Source organism: Streptomyces sp. NPDC051561, from assembly GCF_044454195.1.
Taxonomy (GTDB): domain Bacteria; phylum Actinomycetota; class Actinomycetes; order Streptomycetales; family Streptomycetaceae; genus Streptomyces.
Genome location: NZ_JBITDM010000008.1, coordinates 91,508 through 109,187, shown reverse-complemented (window position 1 = coordinate 109,187; position 17,680 = coordinate 91,508). Strand labels below are relative to the sequence as shown.

Annotated in this window: 16 protein-coding genes; 10 read left to right on the top strand and 6 right to left on the bottom strand. The window is 72.2% G+C overall.

Annotated elements, in window-relative coordinates:
- Positions 1–22 precede the first annotated feature (22 nt).
- A complete protein-coding gene (locus ACIA73_RS19885) occupies positions 23–1,117 on the bottom strand; it encodes a MerR family transcriptional regulator (RefSeq protein ID WP_399439905.1) in 1,095 nt (364 codons plus the stop codon).
- 178 nt (positions 1,118–1,295) lie between these two features.
- Here ACIA73_RS19885 and ACIA73_RS19880 point away from each other — a divergent pair, with 178 nt between their 5' ends.
- Together ACIA73_RS19880 and ACIA73_RS19875 are read left to right on the top strand one after the other, a co-directional pair.
- Positions 1,296–2,126: a hypothetical protein gene (locus tag ACIA73_RS19880; protein WP_399439904.1), complete on the top strand. Its 831-nt coding sequence runs from the start codon at positions 1,296–1,298 to the stop codon at positions 2,124–2,126.
- Positions 2,123–3,031, top strand: coding sequence for an aminoglycoside phosphotransferase family protein (locus ACIA73_RS19875; RefSeq protein ID WP_399439903.1), 909 nt, complete (start codon positions 2,123–2,125; stop codon positions 3,029–3,031). Before ACIA73_RS19880 ends, ACIA73_RS19875 begins: the two co-directional genes overlap by 4 nt.
- Before the next feature lie 15 nt (positions 3,032–3,046).
- Here ACIA73_RS19875 and ACIA73_RS19870 read toward each other — a convergent pair whose 3' ends face one another.
- From ACIA73_RS19870 to ACIA73_RS19855, 4 genes are all read right to left on the bottom strand, one after another.
- Positions 3,047–3,607, bottom strand: coding sequence for a dihydrofolate reductase family protein (locus ACIA73_RS19870; RefSeq protein ID WP_399439902.1), 561 nt, complete (start codon positions 3,605–3,607; stop codon positions 3,047–3,049).
- A gap of 123 nt (positions 3,608–3,730) precedes the next feature.
- Positions 3,731–5,641, bottom strand: coding sequence for an ABC transporter permease (locus ACIA73_RS19865; RefSeq protein ID WP_399439901.1), 1,911 nt, complete (start codon positions 5,639–5,641; stop codon positions 3,731–3,733).
- 169 nt (positions 5,642–5,810) lie between these two features.
- The gene (gene modA, locus ACIA73_RS19860; protein WP_399439900.1) at positions 5,811–6,596 is read right to left on the bottom strand and encodes a molybdate ABC transporter substrate-binding protein; all 786 of its coding nucleotides are present in this window, start codon (positions 6,594–6,596) and stop codon (positions 5,811–5,813) included.
- A gap of 124 nt (positions 6,597–6,720) precedes the next feature.
- On the bottom strand, positions 6,721–7,125 hold the full coding sequence (locus tag ACIA73_RS19855; protein ID WP_399439899.1) for a molybdopterin-binding protein: 405 nt from the start codon (positions 7,123–7,125) through the stop codon (positions 6,721–6,723).
- A gap of 385 nt (positions 7,126–7,510) precedes the next feature.
- On the opposite strand from ACIA73_RS19855, the gene cqsA reads away from it, so the two are divergent.
- From cqsA to ACIA73_RS19815, 8 genes are all read left to right on the top strand, one after another.
- The gene (gene cqsA / locus ACIA73_RS19850) at positions 7,511–8,704 is read left to right on the top strand and encodes an alpha-hydroxyketone-type quorum-sensing autoinducer synthase (RefSeq protein WP_399439898.1); all 1,194 of its coding nucleotides are present in this window, start codon (positions 7,511–7,513) and stop codon (positions 8,702–8,704) included.
- Positions 8,705–8,804: 100 nt separating this feature from the next.
- Complete coding sequence (locus tag ACIA73_RS19845; RefSeq protein WP_399439897.1) at positions 8,805–9,128, top strand: acyl carrier protein; 324 nt, start codon at positions 8,805–8,807, stop codon at positions 9,126–9,128.
- 8 nt (positions 9,129–9,136) lie between these two features.
- Positions 9,137–10,423 (top strand): beta-ketoacyl-[acyl-carrier-protein] synthase family protein, encoded by a 1,287-nt coding sequence (locus tag ACIA73_RS19840; RefSeq protein WP_399439896.1) that lies wholly within the window; start codon positions 9,137–9,139, stop codon positions 10,421–10,423.
- A complete protein-coding gene (locus ACIA73_RS19835; RefSeq protein WP_399439895.1) occupies positions 10,420–11,481 on the top strand; it encodes a beta-ketoacyl synthase N-terminal-like domain-containing protein in 1,062 nt (353 codons plus the stop codon). Before ACIA73_RS19840 ends, ACIA73_RS19835 begins: the two co-directional genes overlap by 4 nt.
- Entirely contained in the window at positions 11,478–12,224 is a 747-nt protein-coding gene (locus ACIA73_RS19830) for an SDR family oxidoreductase (RefSeq protein ID WP_399439894.1), read from the top strand. The genes ACIA73_RS19835 and ACIA73_RS19830 overlap by 4 nt, the downstream gene beginning before the upstream one ends.
- Positions 12,214–13,920, top strand: coding sequence for a phytoene desaturase family protein (locus tag ACIA73_RS19825; protein ID WP_399439892.1), 1,707 nt, complete (start codon positions 12,214–12,216; stop codon positions 13,918–13,920). The genes ACIA73_RS19830 and ACIA73_RS19825 overlap by 11 nt, the downstream gene beginning before the upstream one ends.
- Positions 13,921–14,073: 153 nt before the next feature.
- Positions 14,074–14,898 carry an IclR family transcriptional regulator gene (locus tag ACIA73_RS19820; RefSeq protein WP_399439891.1) on the top strand — a complete coding sequence of 275 codons (825 nt, stop codon included), beginning with the start codon at positions 14,074–14,076 and terminating at the stop codon, positions 14,896–14,898.
- Between the two features lie 215 nt (positions 14,899–15,113).
- Positions 15,114–16,508 carry an MFS transporter gene (locus tag ACIA73_RS19815; protein ID WP_399439890.1) on the top strand — a complete coding sequence of 465 codons (1,395 nt, stop codon included), beginning with the start codon at positions 15,114–15,116 and terminating at the stop codon, positions 16,506–16,508.
- Here ACIA73_RS19815 and ACIA73_RS19810 read toward each other — a convergent pair.
- Entirely contained in the window at positions 16,459–17,676 is a 1,218-nt protein-coding gene (locus ACIA73_RS19810; protein ID WP_399439889.1) for a cytochrome P450, read from the bottom strand. The two genes, ACIA73_RS19815 and ACIA73_RS19810, sit on opposite strands and share 50 nt — an antisense overlap.
- Positions 17,677–17,680 lie beyond the last annotated feature (4 nt).

The window sequence follows — 17,680 nt, the reverse complement described above, 5'->3', positions numbered from 1 at the left end:
CCCACGGGTGATTCCCGGCGCCTCAACTCCCCGAATGGCGCACGTCGGCGAGCACACAGCTGACGTTGTCGGGCCCGCCGGCGGCGTTCGCCCGGGCCACCAGGGCGTGCACCGCCGCCTCCGGGTCCTCGACGGACGTGAGCACCTCGCGGATCTCCCCGGTCGCCACCACCGCGGACAGGCCGTCCGAGCACAGCAGATAGCGGTCCCCGGGCAGCACGTCCTGCAACCGGGTGTCGGCGGCCACGGAGGTCTCGCCGGCTATGGTCAACGCCCTCGCAAGCAGAGCCCGTTGAGGGTGCGACGCGGCCTCGGCCGGGGTGAGGCGGCCCTCGTCGACCATCGCCTGCACCATGGTGTGGTCGTGGGTGATCTGGAACAGGCCGCCGCCACGGAGCAGATAGGCGCGCGAGTCCCCGATGTGCACCAGTGCCAGCTGCGACCCCGTCCACAGCATCGCGGTGAGCGTGGTGCCCGCCCCGTGGTCCTGACCCCCGCTCCCGGCCCCGTCCCCGGCCACCCCGTGCACCGCCCGGCGCGCCCGCTCCACCGCCTCCTCCAGGGCATTGAGCAGATCGCCCGCCGGAACACCCTCCGTCTCCCACTGCTTGAGTACGTCCACGGCGGCGGCCCCGGCGGGCGCCCCCGCCGCCCCGAACCCGTCGGCGACGGCGAACAGCCGACCGCCGGCATGGGCGGTGTCCTGATTGCTCTCCCGTACCAGACCGGCGTCGGACAGCGCGGCGTAACGGATCTCCAGCGGAGTTGCGGTGGTCATGACGGATTCCTCCCGTGCCAAGTGACCGATCAGGAAGGACGCGAGGTCGCGGCGGGCGGCGGTCTCGGACTCGACCCGCGACCAGTACGCCCGCACCTCCCCGGCCGCACCGGCGGCGTCCAGCGCGCAAACGTGCCGGATACGGGCCAGTGGCATCCCGAGCCTGCGCAGCCAGGCCACCAGCCTGGCCCGCTCCAACTGCTCGGGGGCGTAGAAGCGGTAGCCGCTGACCGGATCCACACGGGCGGGCGGCAGCAGCCCCAGCTCGTCGTACAGACGCAGCGCCTTCGGGGACAGCCGGGACGCCCTCGCGAACGCCCCGATGGTCAGCAGTCCCACGGCTCCCACCCCCGCACTCTTCCCTCTCGCACCGGGCGCACCGCCCGGCCCCACCGATGCTGGGCCTTGCCCCAGGGGGAAGGTCAAACCCCTCCCAGCAGCCATTGTCGCGGGCCTGCCCCCGAGAGCTCCCGGCCACCCCGTTAGGGTGAACCTCCGCCAGCCGAGGAGCCCCGCCGTGACCGCCCGCCCCCGACTTCTGTACGTCAGCGACCTCGGATACCAGGCCCGTGGCCGCCGGTACTGCGACGAGGACATCCACCTCTCCTCCAGGCTGCGCCAGGACTTCGACATCGCCCTGTGCCACCCGCTCGACGCGGCCCGGCTGATGGGCGGCTTCGACGCGGTGGTGGTGCGCAACAGCGGGCCCGTACTGCACTACCCGCGGGAGTACGAGGCGTTCCGCGCCCGGGCCCTGCGCGACGGCACCCCCGTCTACAACCCGCTGCACGGACGCGGCGACATGGCGGGCAAGCAGTACCTCCTCGACCTCACCGCCTCCGGCCACCCGGTCATCCCCACCGTCGACCGGCCCGAGGACCTCGGCACGCTGCCCGCCGGCGAGCTGTACGCGGTCAAGCCCAGGACCGGCGCGGACTCGGTCGGCCTGGAGTTCCTCCCGTACCCGCGTCTCGCGGAGCTGACCTACGGCGACCTGCTGGTCCAGCCACGCGTCGACTTCCGCTACGAGGTCTCCTTCACCTACATCGACGACGCCTTCCAGTACGCCCTGTACGCCCCGGACCCAGACCGCCGCTGGGAACTCGTCCCCTACGAACCCACCGACGCGGACCTGGACTTCGCCGGCCGCTTCATCGACTGGAACACCCTCGACCACGGCATCCAGCGCGTCGACGCCTGCCGCACCCAGGACGGTGAACTCCTCCTCGTCGAGCTGGAGGACCTCAACCCCTACCTCTCCCTGGACCGCCTCCCCGACGACCGGGCCCGCGACGCCTTCGCCACCGCCCTGTCCGGGTCGCTGCACCGCTTCCTGGACGCCCGTTGATCGCGGTCCCCGAGGCGTTCGCGCAGCTCACCGTCGCACGCGAGGGTGAGGCCGGCCGGGCCTGGCTGGCCACTGTGCCCGGACTGACCGAAGAGCTCCTGGACCGCTGGAACTGCCGCCCCACCCACCCGGCCACCCACGGCCAGGTGGGTCTCGTCCTCCCCGTCCGGGACGCACAGGGCGACGCGGTCCTCAAGATCTCCTTTCCCCACCCGGGCAACGACCACGAGCCCGACGCCCTCGCCGTCTGGGCCGGACAGGGCGCCGTCACCCTCCTGCGACGCGACGACGCCCACTACGCGATGCTGCTGGAACGGGCGGGACCCGCCTCCCTCGCCCACCACCCCGACCCCGAATGGGGAGTCGTCCGGGCGGGCCTGCTCGCCCGCCGGCTCGCCGTCCCCGCGCCACCCGGCCTGCCCCGGCTGAGTGACCGGACGGAAGAGTGGGCCGACCGGCTCCGCAAGGACGCCGACCGGCTGCCCGACCCCCTGCCGTCGTACGTCGTCGGCGCCGCCCTCGCCACGCTGGACGAACTCGGCCCCGACCAGCCCGGCACCCTCGTCCACGGCGACCTGCACTTCACCAATGTGCTGCGCAGCGCCCGTGCGGCCGACACCACCACCTGGCTGGCCATCGACCCCAAGGGCTACGTCGGCGACCCGGCGTACGACTCCCTCACCGTGCTCCGGGGCAACGCCCGCCACCTGCTCGCCGCCGCCGACCCGAAGGTCGCGCTGCTGCGCAGCCTGGCCGTCTTCGCCGAGGCGGCCGGGATCGACCGCGAACGGGCCCGCCGCTGGGCCCAGACCCGCGCGGTCATCGCCGCCCACTGGGGCCGCGCCCACGGCGAACCCGCGTGGCTGGTGGGGGCCACCGACCAGGTGGCGACACTGCTCGTCTAGCCGAGCGCGCGGCTCCTACGCCTCCGCGACGAAGTGGTAGCGGACATCGATCTCGGCGCGGGGCTGCGAGCCCTGGGCGTGCCGCAGCCGGATCGGCAGGCCGCCGGGGTTGTCGAAGAGCCGGATGCCGTCGCCGAGCAGGACGGGTGCGATGTGCAGGTCGATCTCGTCGATCAGGCCGCGTTCCAGCAGCTGGCGGCCGATCGTCGGGGAGTGGACTTCGAGGTTCCTGCCCTTGGCCGCCTCCAGGCCGATGCGTACGGCCTCGGCGACGTCGCAGTTGAGGAAGGTGACGCCAGGGGCGGGCGTGGCGTCCTCGGGGTGGTGGGTGAGGACGAAGATCTCGCCCTTCCAGTCCTCGCTGTACGGCCGGGCGCCCGGGGCGCGGTCCCAGCCCTTCCGCCCGCCCAGGACCGCACCGGTGGTCGCGATGTACTCCTCTTCCACGCCGTCGCGGCCGGTGATCCCGGTCAGCCAGTTCACGTCGTCGTCCGGGGCCGCCACGAATCCGTCCAGCGACATGCTGAAGTGCAGGAGGACCTTGCCTGCGGGCTGTTGCGGTGCGAGGTCGAACATCGGAATCTCCTTCGCTCGTCGTGCCGGTGCGAAAGCACCGCTGCACAGATAGACCGGAGGGACGCCCCGAACTCATCGCCACTCATCTCATCGCCCGCATCCACAGCAACCGACCGCGGGCCCCTAGAGCGCCACCACCGTCACCTCGGTCGCCTTCACGCTCGTCCACACCGGCGCCCCGTCGACCAGCCCCAGTTCCGCGGCCGCCTGCGGCGTGACCTCGGCGACCAGGTCCGGGGCCTCCTCGGAGGAGATCAGCAGGCGCAGCCGGCTGCCGCTGGAGGTGACCTCGCGAACCGTTCCCGGCCAGACGTTACGGGGGCTGCCGCCGGGCCGCTCCCGGTGCACCGAGACCGCCTCGGGGGCGATGATGGCGAGCGCCTCGGTTCCGGCGCAGGGTGCGTCGGCAACGACCAGGAGACCCCCTCCGTGGAGTTGCAGTCCGCCGGCGGATACGGTCGCGGGCCAGGCGTTGCGGCCGAGCATCCGGGCCACCCACGGTGAGCGGGGGTGGCGGGCGACCTCGGCGGGCGGGGCGTCCTGGAGGACGTCGCCCTCGTCGAGGACCAGGATGCGGTCGGCCAGCGACACCGCCTCGACGGGGTCGTGGGTGACGATCAGACAGACCCCGCCGAAGTCCGCGAGGTGCGCGCGCAGGGTGTGCCGGACCCGGGCCCTGGTCGTCTGGTCGAGTGCGGACAGCGGTTCGTCGAGGAGGAGCAGGCGGGGACGCGAGGCCAACGCCCTGGCCAGGGCGATGCGCTGGGCCTGGCCGCCGGAGACCTCGGCGGGTTTACGGTGCGCCAGTGCGCCCACTTGGAGGCGGTCCAGCCACTCCTGAGCGCTGCGCCGGGCCTCGGCGCGCGGCACACCCCGGGCGCGCAGCCCGTACGCGGTGTTGCCCAGTGCGCTCAGATGCGGGAAGAGGGCCCCGTCCTGGGGCACCCAGGCAACCTGGCGCCGGTGCGGGGGGAGGCCGGAGACGTCGGTGCCGTCGAGGAGGAGCGGGGTGGCGCGGGCACGGGAGGTGAGGCCGAGAAGGGCGCGCAGCAGGGTGGTCTTGCCCGCGCCGTTGGGGCCGACGACGGCGATGGTGGTGCCCGCTTCGGCGTCCAGGACGAGGCGGTTGAAGCCGGTGACCCGGGTGTGCAGCGGCCACCGGCCGGCGGAGAGGGGGGCCGGGGGAGCGGCGTCGGTCCGGGGCTCCGGTTCCGGTGCGGCGGCCTTGCGCGGGGGCGCGGCCCGCGGCGTACCTGTCCACCGTCCGCGCAGCCCGATCAGCACGGCCATCGCTATGGCGAGCAGCAGCAGGGAGACGGAGGTCGCCGCCTCCGGCTTCTCCTGGAGGAGGAGGTAGACCTGGAGCGGCAGGGTCTGCGTGGTGCCGGGCAGGTTGCCCGCGAAGGTGATGGTGGCGCCGAACTCGCCCAGCGCCCTGGCCCAGGTGAGCGCCGCCCCGGCGATCAGCCCGGGGGCGACCATCGGGAGGGTGACGGTGAGGAACACCCGTACCGGTGAAGCACCCAGCGAGGCCGCCGTCTCCTCGTACCGCGGACGCAGCCCGCCCAGTGCCCCCTCCAGGCTGATCACCAGGAACGGCATGGCGACGAAGGTCGCCGCCACGATGGCGCCCGTGGTGTGGAAGGGCAGCGTGATGCCGAAGGTGTTCTCCAGCCACGGCCCGAGCACTCCCCGCCGCCCGAACGCCAGCAGCAGTGCCACCCCGCCCACCGTCGGCGGCAACACCATCGGCAGCAGCACCAGCGACCGCACGAACGCCTTGCCGGGAAACTCCGTCCGCGCCAGCAGCCACGCCAGTGGCACCCCGAGCAGCAGGGAGAGCCCGAGCGCCCAGAACGACACGAACAGCGACAGCTTGAGCGCCTCGACGACCTCCGGGCTCGTCAGATGTGTGCCCAGCTCCCCCCAGGACGTGCGGGTGAGGATCCCGATCAGCGGCAGCAGCAGGAACGCCACGGCCAACAGGGCCGGAATCGCCAGGGCGAGGGGGGCGCGGGTGCGGGTGAGCGTCATGGGCGGTTCCTGGATTCGTCGGACGTGCGGAGGCGGCGACGGAGGCTGCCGGCGTCCACTCCGATACGTCCGCGGAGGTACGTCGTACACCGCGCGCCGGGGCGGACGGGCCCCGGCGCGCGGCAGTCGGTGGGATCCCGGCGCGCGGCAGCCGGTGAGTCCCGGCCGGTCACGGTTGCTGGAAGCCCGCGGCCCGGAGGATCTTCTGCGCCTCTGGCCCGGACAGCCACTTCACGAACTCGGCCGCGGCCTTCTCGTTCCCGGTGGTCCTGAGGGTGGCCGCCGGATAGGACGCGACCGCGTTCTGCGCGTCCGGGATGTCGATGGCGTCGACCTTGTCGGTGGCGGTGGACGCGTCGGTCCTGTAGACGAGGCCCGCGTCGGCCTCGCCCAGCTCGACCTTGCTGAGGACGGCGCGGACGTTGGGCTCCTGGGAGACCGGCTTCACGGCGACCTGCTGGGCGTCGAGGATCTTCTTGCTGTACCGGCCGACCGGCACCTCGGGGGCCGCCAGCACCACCTTGAGGTCCTTGCCCGCGAGGTCCTTCAGGGTGGCGATCTTCTTCGGGTTGCCCTCGCCGGTGGCGATGACCAGGCGGTTCTTGGCGATGACGGTGGGCGTACCGGTGTCGGACCCCAGCCCGTCCATGGTCTTGGTGTCGGCGGTGACCAGAGCGTCGGCGGGGGAGCCCTGCTTGACCTGGGCGGCCAGCTCCTGGGAGCCCCCGAAGGAGAAGACGACCTCGGTGCCGGGATGCTTCTTCTCGTACGCCGTGCCCGCCTTCTTGAAGACATCGGTGAGCGAGGCGGCGGCGAGCACCGTCAGCTTGGCCCCGGGCGTGGAGCCGGCCGTCTTCTTCGTCCCCTCCTCACCTCCGCAGGCGGCGAGCGGGGCGAGCAGGGCAACGGTCACGGCGGCGACGGCACTGCGGCGCCCAACGGCGGTGATCTTCATCAGGGACAACTCCTAGCCAGGCAGGAAAGCTGTGCGAGGTGGAACAGCTGCACAGGGCATGTCGCTGTGCAGGGGGTGCTGTGGTGCGGGGTGTCGCAGTGCTGCTGGGGGTGGAATCGGAGGGTCAGGTGCGGTCGATGTGCACGCTGGTGGATTTCACGCGGGCGGTGGCCTGCATACCCACCTCCAGGCCCAGCTCCTCGACGGCCTCCCGGGTGAGGAGCGAGACGAGCCGGTGCGGGCCCGCCTGGATCTCCACCTGCGCGGCCACGTCGCCGAGCTTGACCGCGGTGACGATGCCGGGAAAGGCGTTGCGGGCCGAGGTGTACGGGGTGTCTTCCTCGCCGGTGCCGTTCTGCGCGCTCTGGGCGACCTCGACCGAGAAGGCGGCCAGGGCGCGGCCGTCGACGAGACGGCGACCGCTGTCGTCGCGATGGGTCGCGAGCCGGCCCGCGTCCGCCCAGCGGCGTGCGGTGTCCGGGCTGACGCCGAGCAGGCGGGCGGCCTGGCCGATTGTGTAGGACTGCATGTGCGGCAAGATAAGCCACTTTCGGGCGCACCTGCAAAGATGTGTGCGAATTGCCGTCGCAGATGCGAAAAGCTTGGACGAACACCCGAAGGCGATGCCTTGCACATGCTTTGGAGGGGAATCCCCCGAAGGGATTCCCCGGCGCATCCAAGGGGGTGAAGTCCTGGGGGCCTGGTCTCCAGAATCGATTCTGCAGTCGGCGTCCTGAGCTGCAACGATCTTGAATCCGCTGCCGATTTGGACATATGTCCGAGAGATTCCTTGTTGCGTGGTAAATCTCTTTCGCACCTAAAGTCTTGCCGGTCACGTCAACCACTGCGCGGCCCATGCACTCGTACCGGTCATGGCCCGCATTCAGTGGACCCGTCTATCTGTGCGAGGTGTGGTGTCCGGCGAACTCTCCTTCCTGGCGGAGCGGTTGAAGGCTTGGCAGGTCCGCCGGGCGAGCTGGGGCGGCCCCCTCTACCGGGGCCGGGCCACCCCGAGGAGCACCGATCTCACGCTCATGTCCAACGACTACCTGGCCGTCGGCGGACACCCCGCCGTGCTCGACGCTCAGGTGCGCAGCCTGCGCGAACAGGGCAACGGCGCCCTGATGTCAGGGGTATTCACCGGCGACACCGACCCCCTGCGCCACCTCGAAGCTTCCCTCGCCGACTGGCTCACCGCACCGGCGGTCATGCTCTGCCAGTCCGGCTGGGCCGCCAACACCGGCCTCATCCCGGCCATTTGCCCACCAGGCGCCCCGGTGTACGTCGACGAACTGGCCCACGCCTCCCTCTGGGAGGGCATCGCCGCAGCCCGCGCCGTCGCCCGCCCCTTCGCCCACAACGACACCGAGCACCTCGAACGTTCCATCCGCCACCACGGCCCCGGGCTGATCGCCTTCGACACGCTCTACAGCGTCACCGGCGACCTCTGCCCGCTCCTCGAACTCACCGCCGTCGCCCACCGCACCGGCAGCGAGCTCATCGCCGACGAATCCCACACCCTCGGGGTCCTCGGCCACCGGGGCGCCGGACTGGTCGCCGCACTCGGCCTCACCGACCGGGTCGCCTACCGCACCGCCAGCCTCGCCAAGGCCTTCGCGGGCCGCGCCGGGCTGGTCGCCTGCGCCGAGGAGGTCGCGGACTACCTCCCGTACCACTCCCTCGGTGCGGTCTTCAGCTCCACCCTGCTGCCGCACGACGTGGCGGGCCTGGCCGCCGCGCTCAGGGTCCTCACCACGGCCGACGATCGCAGGGCGCGTCTGGAGCGGCACAGCCGGCGTCTGCGCGAAGGACTCACCGCGCTCGGCTACCACATCGCCCCCAGCGAGAGCCAGATCATCCCGCTCCAGCCCGGTACCGAACCGGGAGTGCGCCGCCTCCAACAGGCCCTGGACGCCCGGGGTGTGTTCGGTGCTGCCTTCGTCCCGCCCTCGGTGCCCGCCAGGCGCTGCGTCCAGCGGCTGTCCGTGCACAGCGAACTCACCGACGCCGACCTGGACCGGATCCTGGACGCCTGCGCCGCCGTACGGGACGAAGTCGGCCTGCGGGACTGGAGATCCACCCGCCGCCTGGCCGCCGCCGCGCACTGATCCGGCGGCCGGACCCAGCGCCCGATGCCGACCGCCGGACGCCCGTCCCTCCATGCCCCTTCGAGAAATGCCACTTCGAGAGAAGAGAGCCCCAACAGCCATGCGTACCCTCGATGTTCACCTCGTCGTCGAGCCCACCCTTGACGAGCAGACCCCTGGCGAGCAGACCCCTGGCGAGGAGGCCCTGGACGACCGGCAGAGCCGGATCACCGAGATCGTGTGCGACCGGCTGGAGATCGAGCCCGACGAGATCGGCGAACGGGACCGGTTCGTCGAGGAGCACGGTGCGGACTCGCTGGCCCTCATCGGCGTACTGGCCGCCCTGGAGAAAGAGTTCAGGGTCACCATCGACCAGCACGAGATGCCCCGCATGGCCAGCCTCGCCGGCGTGCGGCAGGTCCTGGCCGAGACGGCGGGCTGGTAGCCGCCGCCATGAACAACACCCTTCTCACCAGGCCACCGTCGGGCACTCGCCAACCTCGGCGCGTCGTCGTCACCGGACTCGGGGTCCTCTCCGGAATCGGCACCGGCACCGCCGACTTCACCGCCGGACTGCGTGCCGGGCGCAGCGGAGTGCGCCCCATCACCGCCTTCGACACCACCGGCTTCGCCCACGCCAACGGCTGCCAGGTCCCCGACTTCGACCCCGCCCGGCTGCTGCGGCGTATCGACCCCGACGCCTACGGACGCGCCTCCCAGTTCTCGGCGGCCGCCGCCCGGATGGCGGTCGAGGACGCCGGGCTCACCGAGGACGACCTGCGCGGCGTACGGTGCCAGATCTCGGTCGGCACCACCGACGGCGAGTCCTACGACCTGGACCGGATCACCGAGGCCCATCTGCACGGCGGGCCCGCCGCCGTCACCGGGCAGGCCGCCCGCCGCATCCCGGCCGCCCGGCTGGGCATCGCCGCCGCCCGTGAACTGGGCCTGACCGACGCCGAGATCCTCACCATCGGCACCGCCTGTTCGGCCGGCAACTACTCCCTCGGCAACGGCCTGGACGCCATCCGGCACGGTGACGCCGACATCGCGCTGTGCGGGGGAGCGGACGCCTTCTGCCGCAAGACCTTCGCCGCGTTCTACCGCCTCGGCACCATCGCCCCCGACTGCTGCCGCCCCTTCGACACCCACCGCCAAGGCATCCTCACCGGCGAAGGCGCCGGGATACTCCTGCTGGAAAGCCTCGAATCGGCGCAGGCCAGAGGCGCCCGGATCTACGCCGAAGTACTCGGCTACGGACTCAACTGCGATGCCCACCACCCCGTCGCCCCACAGGAGGACAGCGTCGCCCGATGCCTCCAACTCGCCCTGGACGACGCCGGGGTGAAGGCGGAAGAGGTGGACCTGATCTCCGCACACGGCACCGGAACCAAGGCCAACGACGTCACCGAGTGCCGCGCCGTCCGCCAGGTCTACGGCGAGCGCCCGCCCCGCACCATCTCCCTCAAGTCGATGCTCGGCCACACCATGGGCGCCGCCAGCGCACTCGGCGCCATCGCCTGCTGCCTGGCCCTCACCCACCGCTTCGTCCCGCCGACCATCAACCACCGCACCACCGACCCCGAATGTGCCGTCGACTGCGTACCCAACCAGGCGGTCGACGCCGATCTGCGCATCGTCCAGAACAACGGACTCGCCTTCGGCGGGAACAACGCGGCGGTCGTGCTGGGGCGTTACGACACCCCGCGCGACCTCCTCAGCGAAGGGCCCCGCCGATGAACATCACCGCCTGGTCGGCGCTCTCCCCCTACGGGCACGCCGCCGCCGACTTCACCACCGGGGTACGGGAGCGAAAGGCCACCGCCACCCGCGTCCCCGGAGAAGCGGGTCAACTCGGCTGCCTGGTACCGGACTTCGAACCCCGCGCCGTACTCGGCCGCAAGGGCACCCGCGACATGGACCGGCTCACCGCACTCGCCGTCACCGCCGTCGGCGCGGTCCTCGCGGACGGACGCACCGAAACCGGACCCGACACCGCACTCGTCCTCGGCACCACCACCGGCAGCGTGCAGTCCATGACGGACTTCACCCGCTCCTCCCTCACCGGAGAGCGCCCCTACGACGTCGAACCCGGCGTCATCCCCAACAGCGTGATGAACTGCGCCGCCGCCCAGTGCGCCATCCGCCACCGCATCCAGGGCCCCAACACCACCCTCGCCGGCGGCCGCGCCGCCACCCTCCTCGGACTGCTCTACGCCCGAAGGCTGCTGCGCGCGGGGCGGGCCCGCACTGTGCTGTGCGGCGGAGCCGAGGAGTACTCGACGGCCCGCGCCTGGCTGGAGGCCCGCAGCAGGGACGGGGCTCCTTCACTGCTCGGCGAGGGGGCCGCCGTGGTGCGGCTCACCTCCGACGAACTGCCCGGCCCCGTAACGCCGTTGGCAACCGTGCGCGCCGTACACACCCGCCGCACACCCGACGGTGGCGATCAGGCGCAGACGGTACGCGAAACCGTGAGCGAGGCACTGGCCCAGGCCCAGGTCGCCGCCGGCGATGTGTGGGCGGCCACCGGATCCGGCCTCGACCCGGCGGAGACCCGGGCCCTGAACGTGCTCTTCCCCCGGCAGGCCCGGGAACAACTCCCGGAGCTGGGAACTCTGCTGGGCGACACCGGTGCCGCTTCCGGCGCCCTCCAGCTCGCCGCCGTACTCGCCTCCGCCGCACGGGCCCCCGGAGCACACGCGGTGATCACCTCGGTGGACGGCCAGGGGCTGGTGGCCGCCGCCGTCCTTCGCATGGGACGCAGGGGAGAGGCATCAGGAGAGGAACCCCGCCGATGAGCAACGAGAACACCAAGGTCGCCCTGGTCAGTGGCGGCTCCCGGGGCATCGGCGCGGCCGTGGTGCAGCGGCTCGCCCAGGACGGCTGGGACGTCGGATTCTGCTACCGCGCCGACGAGGAGGCCGCCCGCCGGGTGGAGAAGCGGGCGGGCGAGTACGGGGTACGGGTGCGGGCGGTGCGCGCGGATGTGTCGAACCCCGCCGAGGCCAAGGAATGGGTGCTGCGCACCGAGGGCGAACTCGGGCCCGTGGGCGCGCTCGTCGCCAACGCCGGAATCACCCGCGACCGCCCACTGGCCCTGATGTCCGACGACGACTGGCACCAGGTCATCGACACCAACCTGGACGGCGTCTTCCACACCTGCCGCGCCGCCGTCTTCCCCATGCTCAAGCGCCGCACCGGCTGCGTGGTCACCCTCTCCTCGGTCGCCGGAGTCCACGGCAACGCGGGCCAGACCAACTACAGCGCCGCCAAAGCCGGAATCATCGGCTTCACCAAGGCGCTCGCCAAGGAGGTCGGCCCGCACGGCATCCGCGCCAACGCGGTCGCCCCCGGACTCATCGAGACCGACATGACCGGCACCCTCCCGGCCCGCGACCGCGACCGCCTCCTCGCATCGGTCGCGCTGCGGCGCTTCGGCACCGCCGAGGAGGTCGCCGACCTCACCGCCTTCCTGGTCTCCGACCGGGCCTCCTACCTCACCGGAAGCGTCCTGGAGGTGCACGGTGGCCTTGCACTCTGATCCCCACCCGGCGACCGGCCCCACCGGCGCCCACGACTCCGACTGCTCCCTCGGCTCCCACGGCCCGTACGACTCGTACGACGCGGTGATCGTCGGCGGTGGCATCGGCGGCCTGGTCTGCGCCGCCTATCTCGCCGTCGCCGGAAAGCGGGTCCTGCTCGCCGAACAGCACGATGTGACCGGCGGCAACGCCCAGGTCTTCCGCCGCCGCCGCGCCTACGAGTTCGACGTCGGCATGCACTACGTCGGCGACTGCGGCCCGGACGGACTGCTGCCCGCCATCCTCTCCGGCCTCGGTATCGGCCCCGACCGGGTCGCCTTCCGCCCCCTCGACCCGGACGGCTTCGACCGGATCGTGGTGCCCGGCGCGACGGTGGACGTGCCGGCCGGCTGGGACGCGTACCTCGGCAGGCTGAGTGCGGCGCTGCCCGCCGAGGCGGCGCAACTCGCGCGCTGTGTCCGGGTGTTGCGTACCATCGCCGCCGATCTGCGCAGCGGCATGACCACCCCTCCGGGCAGCGGCCGCGCCCCCCTGTCCACCGCCTTCATGACCTGGGGCGGCCGCACCCTCGGCGAGCTCTTCGGCCACTGCGGACTCTCACCGACCGCCCGCACACTGATCGCCGCCCAGTCCGGCAACTACGGAACCCCACCCTCCACCACCCTCAACTCCACCCACGCCACCATGCTCGACCACTACCTCCGAGGCGCGTACGCCCCCGTCGGCTCCGGGCAGACGATGGTCGCCACCCTGGTCGAGGTCATCGAGACGTACGGCGGCCGGGTCCGCACCCGGTGCCCGGTCGAGCGGATCCTGGTCACCGAGGACCGCAGGGCCACCGGGGTGCGGCTCGCGGACGGCACGCAGGTCCACGCCCCGCTGGTCGTGTCCAACGCGGACTACCGGCGTACCGTCCTCGAACTCTGCGCAGGTCGCGGCTTCTCCCCGACCGTCGTGGAACGCACCCGGCAGGCCACCATGCGGGCCGCCGTCGCCACCGCGTACATCGCCCTCGACCGCCCGCTCGACCTGCCCAACACCAACATCTGGTGGTGGGCCCACACCGACGTCGAAGCCGCCTACACCCAGGCCCTGAGCGGCGCCGACCCCACCTTCGCCTTCCTCTCCTTCGGCTCCCTCAAGGACCCCCGAAGCCGCAGCGTCTGCCCGGCCGGACACAGCAACTTCCAGGTCATGACACTGGTCCCACCCCTCGAAGCGCCGCCGGGGCGCTACCGCCGCGACCCCGGCTACGCGCGCGCCAAGACCCGGCTGCAAGACTCCCTGGTGGACATCGCAGAAGGCGTCCTGGGCCCGTTCCGGTCGCATCTCACCCATCTGGAGACTGCCACCGCGCACACCAACCACCGTTACATCCAAGGAGGTTCGGGCACCCCGTACGGCTTCGACGACTGGGGCGGGCACGGCCGCCGGCCCAGCATCCGCACCGGCGTCCGGGGCCTGTACGCGGTCGGCGCCAACTCCAGCTTCGGTGCGGGCATCCTCGGTACCGCGCTCAGCGGCATCTCGGCGGCCGGACGGATCCTGGAACGGCCACTGCTCTCCGAGGTCTGCGCCGGAACGGTCCTGGCCGACCCGGCACGACTTCCGGCGCGCACCCCCGACTTCGACCCGTTGCGCATCTCGCGGGGGACGGCGCGCCGGGACGCGAAGGGGCTGGCACGGATCGGCTGACCTGGATCGGCTGACCTGGATCGGCTGACCCGGATCGGGTGACCCGGATCGGCTGACCCGGATCGGCTGACCCGGATTGGCTGACGTCAGGGCCTCGACGTGGGTGTTTCCCGTCCTGCACACTGACCCGCACGGCGGACCAGGCTGCCGTCGGTGGACGGGAAGCAGCGGGGAGCGCCGGTGGATCGGATGCGCGCACGGCGGCCCAGCGGCAACGGCGGTGGGACCGGCACCGGCCATGGCACCGGCCCCGTGCTGGGCCGGGCACTCCAGATCCTCGGCGCGTTCACCGCCGAATGCCCCCGGATGACGCTCAGCGAACTCTCCCGGCGGGCCGGGCTGCCGGTGTCGACGGTCCACCGCATGCTGGGCGAACTGATCGCCTGGGGTGCGCTGGAGCGCGACGACAGCGGGCACTACCGGGTCGGGCTCAGGCTGTGGGAGGTCGGCTCGCTGGCGCCGCGCGGGCAGGGGCTCCGGGAGCGGGCGCTGCCCTTCCTGGAGGATCTGTCCCAAATCACCCGGGAGAACGTGCAGTTCGCGGTCCGCGAGGGCACCGAGGCGGTGTTCGTGGAACGCATCGCGGGAACCGGCGCGGTCCCGGTGCTGACCCGGGTGGGCGGCCGGTTCCGCCTCACCGCCACCGGCGTCGGTCTGGTCCTGCTCGCCCACGCGCCCGCCGAGGTGCAGGAACAGGCGATGGCCGAACCCTTCGAGCGCATCACCCCCCGCACCCTCACAGACCCCCGCGAACTGCGCCGCATCCTCGCCGAGATCCGCACCAACGGCTATGCGGTCAGCGACCGACAGGTCACCATGGACGCCGTATCGGTGGCCGCCCCGGTGCACGGCAGCGACGGCACGGTGATCGCCTCGGTATCGCTGGTGGTCCGGCACGGCACGGTCGCCCCACACGCCCTGGCCCGCCTCGTCTGCACCAGCGCGCGGGCGATCTCACGGGCGATGGTCGCTCCGTAGGAACCTGCGTCCGTACCCGGCCCGTGCCCGAACCCCGTTCGGACCGGCGGCGTACACCCGCCCAGAGATCTTTCCCGGCATCCGGGAAAGCACCTGGTGACCCTCCCCGACCGGTCGGACGATGGGGCGCCCCCCGCTCCACCCACCGCTGACAGTTCACAACGGAGTGCTGCCATGGTCCTGCCGCGCTGTCCCCGCTGCCCCGCCACCCGCCGGTGAGCCGGCTCCCGGAGGGACGTTCCGCCGCGCAGCCGACCTCCCTGCGTGCCGCCCTCGACGACGGGCCGATGAGCCGCTTCCAGTGGGGTGCGGTCGCGGTGTGCGTCCTGCTCAACATGCTCGACGGCTTCGACGTCCTGGTCATGTCGTTCACCGGCAAGGCCGTCTCAGCCCAGTGGGGGCTCAGCCCCTCCCAGCTGGGGCTGCTGCTCAGCGCGGGACTGGTGGGCATGGCGCTGGGCGCGATGTTCGTCGCCCCGTGGGCCGACCGGATAGGCCGGCGGCCGGTCATCCTGGGCTGTCTGGCCGTCGCCGCCACCGGAATGCTGCTCTCGGCCGCCAGCCAGTCCGCCGTCCAGCTGGGCGCGCTGCGGGTGTTCACCGGCATCGGCATCGGTGGCGTACTGGCCGGCAGCAACGTCATCTCCGGGGAGTACGCCAACCGCCGCTGGCGTGGGCTCGCCGTCAGCCTCAACTCCACCGGCTACGCGATCGGCGCCACCCTCGGGGGTCTCCTCGCCGTCGCCATGACCGGCTCGTACGGCTGGCGCTCGGTCTTCCTCACCGGCGGTATCGCCACCGCCCTGACCGTTCCCCTCGCCTACTTCCTGCTGCCCGAATCCGTGGACTTCCTCACCACCCGCAGGCCCCGCCGCGCACTGGAACGGATCAATGTGCTGGCCCGCCGGATGGGCCGCCCGCCTCTGGAGCACCTGCCCGAACCGACCGCCGCACCGGCCGGAATCAGCGCCGGATTCCGCGAGTTGCTCTCCCCGGCGCTGCGCCGCACCACACTGCTGCTCTGGCTGGCGTTCTTCCTGGTCATGGCGGGTTTCTACTTCGTGACGAGCTGGACCCCGACCCTGCTGGTCGAGGCCGGGCTCTCCGGAACCCAGGGCCTCACCGGCGGTACCCTGCTCAACCTCGGCGGCATCTTCGGCGCCGCCGCCCTCGGCGCACTCGCCGCCCGCTTCGCACTGCGCAACGTCCTGATCGCCTATCTGACCGTCACGGCCGTCCTGCTCCCGGCCTTCATCGCGTCCACCTCCGCCCTGGGAGCGGCATTCACCCTCGGCGCGGTGATCGGTCTGTTCGCCAACGGGTGCGTCGCCGGTCTGTACGCGCTCACCCCGGCGACGTACGGCACCGAGATCCGCGCCACCGGCCTCGGCAGCGCCCTGGCGATCGGCCGCATCGGGGCGATCCTCGCGCCGACCGTCGCGGGCAGCCTCCTGGACAACGGCTGGACCCCGCAGAACCTCTATCTCACGGTCAGTGCGATCTTCGCGGGGACCGCCCTGCTCCTCCTGCTGCTGCGCCCCGCCGCCAAGGCACCGGCTCTCAGCCCGCAGGGTGCAGCCGTACCGGAAGGGAACTCCACGCCCGCATAGTGTTGTTGAGGTGGCGCTGCGGCGTGCCGGCCCGCTCGATGCGCTGCACGCGACGGGCCAGTACGGACAGCAGCGCCTCCGCCTCCAGCCGGGCCACGTGCTGGCCCACGCACTGATGGATGCCCATCCCGAACCCGACATGACCGGACGGATCCCGCCGGAGGTCGAAGCGGTCCGGGTCGTCCCAGCGGCCCGGATCGCGGTTCGCGGACCCGAGGAACATCAGAACCTTCGCGCCCTCCGGTATCCGCGCCCCCGCGATCGTCACCTCGGCGGTGGCGGTACGGAAGAAGATCTGCACCGGCGACTGCCAGCGCACCGCCTCGTCGAACGCCACCCGCACCAACTCCGGCCGCGCGCGCAGGAGGTGCCACTGCTCGGGGTGAGTGGCGAAGGCGTACAGTACGGCGCCCAGCCCGTGCACCGTGGTGTCGACCCCGGCGGTCAGCAGCGAGCGCACCACCAACGGGGCCTGCTCGTAGGTGAGTTCGCCGCAATCGGCGGCCGCCCAGATCCGCGCCCCGAATCCGTCCTCCGACAGGGCCTCGCGGGTGCACTGTGCGTCCACCCAGGCCGAGAAGCCCGGGCCGCGTTCGGCGTCCGCCGCCACCAGGTGATTGGCCGGACCGAACGCGTTGAAGGCCATGTTCCCGTACGGCAGGAGGTTCTCCCTGCCGTCCGGGCCGAGGCCGACCGCGTCGGGGAACACCCGTAGCGGAAAGGCCTGCGCGAGTGCGGTGAAGGCGTCGCACTCCGGCCCCCGGGACAGGACCTCGTCGACGAGCGACTCGGCAGTGGAGAGCCACTGTTCGCGAAGGCGCCGCAGCGCGGGCGGCGCCAGCAGTTCCCTCAGCACGCGGCGCGGGGCGTCGTGCAGCGGGGGGTCCGCCTCAAGCAGCAGGCTCGGGCGCCGCCACGGCTTCTCGTGGCGGAAGTTGCTCAGCCCGACCCCGGCGCCCGACTGGAAGCGCTGCCAGTCGGTCAGCGCGGCGTGCACCTGCGGGTAACGGGGGAGCGCGTAGACGTCGTACCTGGTCAGGTGGACGACCGGGCCGGCCTCGCGAAGGGCCTGGTGCAGGGCGTCGGGGTGCGCCAGGACCTCGTCGGAGAAGGGATCGACGTCGCTGGTGGGCAGGGGGGAGGGGCGGTGCGCGGTCTCGGGCGGCACGGGG